Genomic DNA, 7,593 nt, shown 5'->3' on the forward strand with positions numbered 1-7,593 from the left:
GTTCTAGAGGCTGGGACATGGCGGGATTTGTCAGAGGGTGTACTTCAGGCTCAGGTAGAACGTGCGCTGCGGGAAGGGGTGGAACAGGAAGTACTTGTGATTGTTCAGGTTATCCACGCCCAGCGCACCGCTCCAATGCTTGTCGAGCTGGTAATGCACGCGCGCATCCATCACGAAGAAGCTCTCGAAGCCCTGGTAGGTCGCAGGGTTGATGTCGGTGTTGTCGACCGTTGCGTACACGCGGCTGCTATAGCGCGCGGCCAGCGTATAAGCCCACTTGTTGTCAGGCCGGTAGGTCGCCGCCACCGTTGCGCGCCACGTGGGCACGTAGGGCACGCGCTTGCCGACCGCCGTCGCGCCCAGGGTGGTAGGCACGTAGCTGTCGTCCGAGAGAATCCGGGAATTGACGTAGGTGACGTTGCCCGAGAGCGTCAGGCCGTTGATCAGCACATGGTCCTGCTGGCCGGCTAGTTCGAGGCCCAGTTGCCGTGTCTTGCCCACGTTCTGCGTAAAGGAGACTGGCGTGGCGAATCCGGCAATCGTCGAGGTCTGGGAGATCAGCGCGTTCCTGACGTACTCGCTGAAAGCGGAAACGCGGAGCTTGCCCTCGCTGGTGTGGCGCTCGATGGCGAGTTCGCCGGACAGGGCGCGTTCCGGCTGCAGGAACGGATTGGCCTGGGTGAACGTCGTCCCGGTCTGCACGCTCTGATAGAGCTCGCCGACCGTCGGGAAGCGAAGCGCCTTGCCGATGGAGCCGGTCACCGACCACAGCTCGCTTGCCTCCCAGGTGAGTGACGCCTTGGGGGAGAACCCCGATTTGTCGAGACTGGGCTGCTGGATCGGCACCCCAACGCCGTTGCTGCCGATGGCGTAGTTGAAGCCGTCATAGGCGCGCCACATCTCATAGCGGCCGCCCAGCGTTGCCTGCAGGCTCGGTGTCATGCGCCAGACGTCCTGCAGCCAGAGCGCGCCGGTTTGCGTCTTGCCCTGCGAGGTGCTGAACAGCGCGCCATTGCCGCCGGATACCCAGTTGGTGGTGCTGTAGGTCGGGCTGCTCAGCTTGAACTGGTCGTAGTGGGCGCCGAAGCTGACGATGTTCGCGCCGGCGATGCCCTGTGGCCGCCAGATGCCCTTGACGTCGAAGGTGGACCAGCCTGAGCCGCTCATGTCGGTGGTCCGGCCCGGACCACCGGTCAGCGCCGCCGGATAGAGCCCGGTGGACAGGCGGCTCGAATCCTGCAGATAGTAGAGATTGCTGACAATGGCCTCCCAGTCGAACAGCCCTTGCGTACGGGTCCCGACCTTCAGGCTCTGCATCAGGTGTTCCTGATCCACGTTATTGCTGGAAAACTGGCCCGCGATGGTGCTGGCGCTGTACGCGAATCCCCCGATATTGACGTTGCCGCTTTGCGCGCCGTAGAAGGGCGAGCCGGATGCCGTGCTCAGGTAGGTCTGCGCGCTCGCTTTCGATCTGTTCTGCCAGTAGCCCAGCGTGTAGATCGCGCTCAACGTTGGCGTGAAGTCGTAGCCCAGCTTGACCGTGGCGTTGTCCTGCAGCGTATGGACGAAATTGCCCGCGCCGATCACCCGGATGGCGCCGCCGGTCCGGTTGCGGTCGGCAAACGCGCCGGCGATGACGGGCAGGCCGGCGCCGGCGGCAGTCGTCGACTGGCTGACCGTGGCGAAGCTCAGGGGCTGGCTGAAGCTGTTGAGGTGGTTCGCGCTGAGCCACCACGAGAACTTCCCGGTGCGGTCGCCCAGCGTGGCGCTGGCCTGTTGCGCCGGCTCGTTCTGGTCGGTGCCGTACTTGCTGAACTGCTGGATGGCGCCGGTGACCTCCAGGCTGCCCTCGAACGTCTTCGGCATGCGCGTGGTGATCTCGGTCACGGCACCGTAGGAGTTGCCCGGATACGCCGCGGCGAACGGGCCGTACATCACGTCGATGCGGCCGATCGACTGCGGCGTCACCATGAACCACTGTGGGGAGCCGTTGCCGTTGTTGTTGTTGATCAGGGTCGACAGCAGGACTCCGTCGGCATAGATCAGGCTGCGCGCGCTGGCGTTGATGCCGGTGGTGCGGGTCGCCATCGGCGACTGGGTATCGCCGATAAATCGTTTGCGCACCAGCACGTTGGGCAGGTACTTCAGCGCGTCCTCCGCGCCCATCACGTTGATGGTCTGGGCGGTTTGATCGCCGGTAATGCTCGCGGTTGTCTGCGGCAACTGGTTCTTCTCGGCAAACGAGCGTATCTCGGTCACCTGGACCGCCGGCAGGCTCTGTTCGTCGGCGGCCTCGGCCAGCGTGCCGATGGTGCCGAGGATGACAAAGGGCAGCAGCTTGCGCATGATTGGGTCTACCTCAAATCGTTGTCCGGCGCCGGCGCTCAGGTGCGCGCGCACGCCACGATCACGCCAAAGGGCGTGCGTTGCTTAGAGACGGGATTGAGGTAAAGCCGGCGGGCCCCTGGGACGCCCGGAAGGAAAGGCCCCGAGCGGCGTGAAGCGGGTGGCTAGCACGTGCGAGGTGGCGATCACCAGCAGGGGGATCGCCGACAGCGCCGCAGGCGCAAGGGTGGGGAGGGGCACGTGATCCGCCAGCAGATCGCAATAGCCGCAGGCGTTTAGCTGGCTGCCCGGCATTGGATGGGGGGCGTCGCCCGGCTGGGCGGCCGAGCAGATCACGGCATCGGGATCGTTGGCGTGGGCCGCGGCCACGAACTGGCTGACTGCCGGCGCAAGCACGATGAGCCACATGGCGATCAGGCCAAGCCATGCGGTCAAGCGGATGCGGCGGATAAGCGTCATCGTTATGTGGGAGCGGGGCGCGGCGCAGTCTACCCCAGGCAAGGCCTGGGGCGGTCAGGCAAACTACGCGTCATTTTGACACAGGCAAGGACCAGGATATGGGCGCCAAGCGGCAAATGCGTACGGTTTCGCTCATTGAGCCGGAATGCCATGCGCTTCATTTCGTACAAGCCGAGGATGGTCCGGCTGTAAGCGTGATCGGGCACGTCAAGGCATGTGAGCGGGCACAGGTTTGCGCGGAATTTCCGAGGTGACGGGGTGGCGCGATTCTCCCGAAGTGTGGCGCGATTTGCCAATTCGCGCCATTTCTCATGCCAAAAAATGAATTATCAGTAACTCACTCGCACCACTTCCACGCTATGCCGCCGTCCTCAGTCGTTCAACCCAGCGTATCCCCGCTCACCCCCATGGCCGGGTCGCTCACCGTATGCCTGCCTGTTTCCACCCGCCCGGCAAAACGCCGATAAAACGCAGGGTCGCTGTCGCATGTCACCGCGAAGTCACACCACTGGCCGCTTGCTGCGAGGGACCAGTGGCGGGAGTCGCTGCCCTTGCCGACGACCGCGACGGGCCACGGGCCGTCCTTGCGGTAAGCCTGCGGCGTGATGGTGAAGCGGCAGGCCTTGTCGCTGGCGCTGGTGGGTGGCAGCGGCAGCGGCTGAAGTCGAGGCTGCCATTCGTCGCGGGCGAAAGCACCCGCCGCAACCCGTTGCCGTCAGTCCAGCTTCGGCAGCATCTTGGCCGGATTGAGCAGGTTCTTCGGATCCAGCGCCCGCTTGACCTGCCACATCAGTTCCAGCTCCACCGGCGACTTGTAGCGCTTCAGGTCGTCGCGCTTGGCCACGCCGATGCCGTGCTCGGCGGAGATCGAGCCGTTTTCCGCGTGGGCCAGCGTGTCCACCGCCTCGGAGATCGGCGCGTACCACTGGCCGAGGAAGTCCGCGGCGCTGCGGTCCTTGGGGCGCAGCGGGTTGAAGTGCACGTTGCCGTCGCCCATATGGCCGTAGATCACCATGCGCGCGGCGGGCTCCAGCGCCAGCACCTTGGCCGAGGCGTCGCCGATAAAGGCGGCGATGCGCGACAACGGCACCGACACATCGCACTTGATGCTGCCGCCGGTGCGGGTCTGCGCGTCGGAGATTTCCTCGCGGATGCGCCAGAAGCGCTGGGCGTCGCCCAGGCTGGCGGCCACCGCGGCGTCCAGCACCAGTTCCTGCGCCAGCCCGGCTTCGAGGATTTCCATCAGCGTGGCGTTGAGGCTTTCGTCGCTGCCGCCGGAGGTGAGCTCGATCAGCACCATCCAGTCGTGCCGCGCGGGCAGCGGCGAGGCCACGTCGCCCAGGTATTCGAGCACCAGCTCCAGCGCGGGCGCGGAGATCAGCTCGAACGCGGTGACGGCCTGGCCGCCATGCTGCTTGGCTACGCCGAGCAGGCGCACGGCGGCTTCGGGGCTTTGCACGGCCACGAAGGCCACGGCATTGGCGCGCGGCTGCGGCATCAGCTTGAGCACGGCCGCCGTGATGATACCGAGCGTGCCTTCCGAGCCGACGAAGAGTTGCTTGAGGTCATAGCCGGTGTTGTCCTTGCGCAGGCCGCGCAGCGACGAGTAGATGCGGCCGTCGGGCAGCACGGCCTCGATGCCCAGCACCAGGTCGCGCATATTGCCGTAGCGCAGCACGGCGGTGCCGCCCGCGTTGGTGGCCAGGTTGCCGCCGATCTGGCAGGAGCCTTCCGAGCCAATGCGCAGCGGGAACAGGCGCTGCTCCTGCTCGGCGGCGGTGCGGGCCGCGTTGAGCGTCACGCCGGCCTGCACCGTCATGGTGTCGTTGATGGTGTCCACGGCCAGCACGCGGTTCATGCGGCCAAGGCTGAGTAGCACGGCGGTGCCGCTGTTGTCGGGCACCGATCCGCCCATCAGCGAGGTATTGCCGCCTTGCGGCACCACCGGCACGTCATGCGCGTGGCACCAGGCCATGACCTGGCTGACCTGTTCGGTGGTGGAGGGCATGACCACCACCTGGGCCTTGCCGCGGTAGATGCGGCGGTAGTCCGTGACGTAGGACTCGGTGTCGGCGTCGCCGCTCAGGCAGGCGCCGGCACCGACGATGGCCTGCATGGCGGCCAGGGTGGTGTCGGAGCAGAGGTGGGATTCGGTCGGCATGTGGGCGTGCTCTGTGGTGTAGGGGGCGCGGCGGCTGCCGCGCGGGGCATTAGTATGCCGCCGACGGCCCGGCTGCGGGCGCGGCGGTCGTGCCGATGAAGTCCGCGGCCAGCCGGCGCGCCGCGCCGGCATAGACCAGCACGTCCACGCCTGTCGCCACGAAGGTGCAGCCCAGTGCCAGGTAGCGGCGCGCCAGGGCGGGGTCCGAGGTCAGCGTGCCCGCGGCCTTGCCGCTGGCGACGATGGTCCGCATCGCGCCTTCGATGGCGGCCTGCACCTCGGGGTGGCCCGGGTTGCCGCGATGGCCCATGGAGGCAGCCAGGTCGGCGGGGCCGATAAAGACGCCGTCGACGCCGTCAACCGCGCAAATGGCTTCCAGGTTCTCCAGGGCCTTCACGGTTTCTGCCTGCACCAGCAGGCAGATCTCATCGTCGGCCACGGCCAGGTAGTCGGCGCGCGCGTTCCACTGCGAGGCACGGCCCACCGCGCTGCCCACGCCGCGAATGCCCTGCGGCGGGTAGCGGGTGGCCGACACCAGCGCGGCGGCTTGCTCGGCGGTATCCACCATCGGCACCAGCAGGTTCTTGGCGCCGATATCCAGCAGCTGCTTGATCAGCGGGACTTCGCCGGCCACGCAGCGCACCACCGGCTGCGAGCGGTACGGGGCGACGGCCTGCAGCGCATGCAGCGTGCCGCGCAGGTCGTTGGGCGCGTGCTCGCCGTCGATCAGCAGCCAGTCGAAGCCGGCCGTGGCCGAGACTTCGGCGAGGTAGGGCGATGCCATCGAGAGCCACAGGCCGATCTGGGGCTGGCTGGCCGCCAGCGCGGCCTTGAATGCGTTTTGTGCGGGCATGGTGTTCCGAAGTATGTCGTGGGCGTGGGTGGCGTGCCGCGGGGTCTTAGCCGAGCTGGCCCTGGCAAATATATTTGGTGTGCATGTAGTCGTCCAGCCCGTGGCGCGATCCCTCGCGTCCGTAGCCGGATTCCTTGACGCCGCCAAAGGGCGCGGCCTCCGAGGCGATGGCCCCTTCATTGACGCCGACAATGCCGGTTTCCAGCGCCTGGGCCACGCGCCAGATGCGGCGCACGTCGTTGGAGTAGAAGTAGGCGGCCAGGCCGAAGGGCGTGTCGTTGGCGTCGCGCACCACTTCGGCTTCATCGGTGAAGCGGAACACGGCGGCCACCGGGCCAAAGGTTTCCTCGCACGACAACGCCATTTGCGGCGTGGCGTTGGTGAGCACGGTGGGGGCGTAGTAGTGCGGGCCATCTTCCGGCCGCACGCGTTTGCCGCCGGTCACCACGACGGCGCCCTTGGCGACAGCATCTTCCACGTGGCGGGCGATCTTTTCCACCGCGCGGGCATTGATCATGGGGCCGATCTGCGAGGCTTCCTCGGTGGCGGGGCCGACCTGCAGCGCGGCGACACGCAGCGACAGGCGCGCGACGAAGTAATCGTGCACGCCAGCCTGCACGTAGACGCGGTTGGGGCAGACGCAGGTCTGGCCCCCGTTGCGGAACTTGGAGGCCATCAGGCCATCGACGGCGGCATCGATGTCCGCGTCGTCGAACACGATGAATGGCGCATTGCCACCGAGCTCCAGCGACAGCTTCTTCAGCGTGCCGGCGGATTCGCGGGCCAGGTGCTTGCCCACCGGCGTGGAGCCGGTAAAGGTGATCTTGCGCACGCGGCTATCCGCCAGCCAGGCATCGACCACGGCGGGCGTGTTGGCGCGCGAGGCGGTGACGATGTTCAGCACGCCGGGGGGCAGGCCGGCTTGTTGCGCCAGGTAGACCAGGGCCAGCGCGGTCAGCGGCGTGTCTTCGGCGGGCTTGGCCACCACCGTGCAGCCGGCAGCCAGCGCGGGCGCGATCTTGCGGGCGATCATGGCGAGCGGGAAATTCCACGGCGTGATGGCGGCTACCACGCCCACCGGCTCCTTGAGCACCAGCATCTTGCGGCCGGGGACGGACTCGGCGACGATCTCGCCGCTGATGCGGGTGGCTTCTTCGGCGAACCACTCCACGTAGGACGCGCCGTACAGCACTTCGCCGCGGGCCTCCTTGATGGGCTTGCCTTGTTCGGTGGAGATGATCTGGGCCAGGTCCTCCTGGTGCTCCAGGATCAGGGCGTGCCAGCGTTTGATGATCTGCGCGCGGTCGCGGGCGGTGCGGCGGCTCCAGGTGGGGAAGGCGGCTGCGGCGGCGTCGGTTGCCTGGATGGCGTCCTTGGTGCTGCTGTCGGGGACCGAGGCGAAGATGGTGTTGGTGGCGGGGTTGGTGACATCCAGGCGGTGGCCGGTGTGGGCGGCGGACCACTCTTGGCCGATTAGGTTGCTGGTGCGCAGCAGGGCGGGGTGGGTTAGGGGGAGTGGGGTGGATGTCATGGTTTTTGGGCTACGGGAGGGTTGACTGCAACTGCTTAAATTCAATGACAACTGCAACTGCAGTTTCACCTCCCCTTCGGGGAGGCGACCTACTTTTTTGTCTTGCCAAAAAAGTAGGCAAAAAAGGCGCGCCGGATGGGGCGACTACCCCTCGGGATTCGACGAAAAGAGCGGCCGGGACCCAAACTCGCATCGCCTTAAGGCGATACTCAGACATGGGTCCCTCTTTTCCGCTCTTTTCGC

Annotated in this window: 5 protein-coding genes and 1 pseudogene; all 6 read right to left on the bottom strand. The window is 66.6% G+C overall.

Features of this window, described 5'->3' with window-relative positions; genetic code table 11:
• Window positions 1-30: 30 nt before the first annotated feature.
• Complete coding sequence (locus tag ACYP5B_RS29340) at window positions 31-2,346, bottom strand: TonB-dependent receptor (RefSeq protein WP_459571995.1); 2,316 nt, start codon at window positions 2,344-2,346, stop codon at window positions 31-33.
• Between the two features lie 84 nt (window positions 2,347-2,430).
• Entirely contained in the window at window positions 2,431-2,805 is a 375-nt protein-coding gene (locus tag ACYP5B_RS29345; protein WP_400092350.1) for a DUF2946 domain-containing protein, read from the bottom strand.
• A gap of 379 nt (window positions 2,806-3,184) precedes the next feature.
• Window positions 3,185-3,430 (bottom strand): annotated as a pseudogene (locus ACYP5B_RS29350) (phospholipase domain-containing protein); the annotation flags it as partial.
• Between the two features lie 90 nt (window positions 3,431-3,520).
• The gene (locus tag ACYP5B_RS29355; RefSeq protein ID WP_318236326.1) at window positions 3,521-4,921 is read right to left on the bottom strand and encodes an FAD-binding oxidoreductase; all 1,401 of its coding nucleotides are present in this window, start codon (window positions 4,919-4,921) and stop codon (window positions 3,521-3,523) included.
• 94 nt (window positions 4,922-5,015) lie between these two features.
• On the bottom strand, window positions 5,016-5,819 hold the full coding sequence (gene hpaI / locus ACYP5B_RS29360) for a 4-hydroxy-2-oxoheptanedioate aldolase (RefSeq protein WP_459571996.1): 804 nt from the start codon (window positions 5,817-5,819) through the stop codon (window positions 5,016-5,018).
• 46 nt (window positions 5,820-5,865) lie between these two features.
• Window positions 5,866-7,350, bottom strand: coding sequence for an NAD-dependent succinate-semialdehyde dehydrogenase (locus ACYP5B_RS29365; RefSeq protein WP_459571997.1), 1,485 nt, complete (start codon window positions 7,348-7,350; stop codon window positions 5,866-5,868).
• Between the last annotated feature and the right edge of the window lie 243 nt (window positions 7,351-7,593).

It is taken from the genome of Cupriavidus sp. 8B, from assembly GCF_054589115.1.

What these genes read in the sequence shown, in the direction of transcription:
- ACYP5B_RS29340 (WP_459571995.1), bottom strand. Translation starts at nt 2,346, where the DNA reads ATGCGCAAGCTGCTGCCCTTTGTCATCCTCGGCACCATCGGCACGCTG.
- hpaI (WP_459571996.1), bottom strand. Translation starts at nt 5,819, where the DNA reads ATGCCCGCACAAAACGCATTCAAGGCCGCGCTGGCGGCCAGCCAGCCC.
- ACYP5B_RS29365 (WP_459571997.1), bottom strand. Translation starts at nt 7,350, where the DNA reads ATGACATCCACCCCACTCCCCCTAACCCACCCCGCCCTGCTGCGCACC.
- ACYP5B_RS29345 (WP_400092350.1), bottom strand. Translation starts at nt 2,805, where the DNA reads ATGACGCTTATCCGCCGCATCCGCTTGACCGCATGGCTTGGCCTGATC.
- ACYP5B_RS29355 (WP_318236326.1), bottom strand. Translation starts at nt 4,921, where the DNA reads ATGCAGGCCATCGTCGGTGCCGGCGCCTGCCTGAGCGGCGACGCCGAC.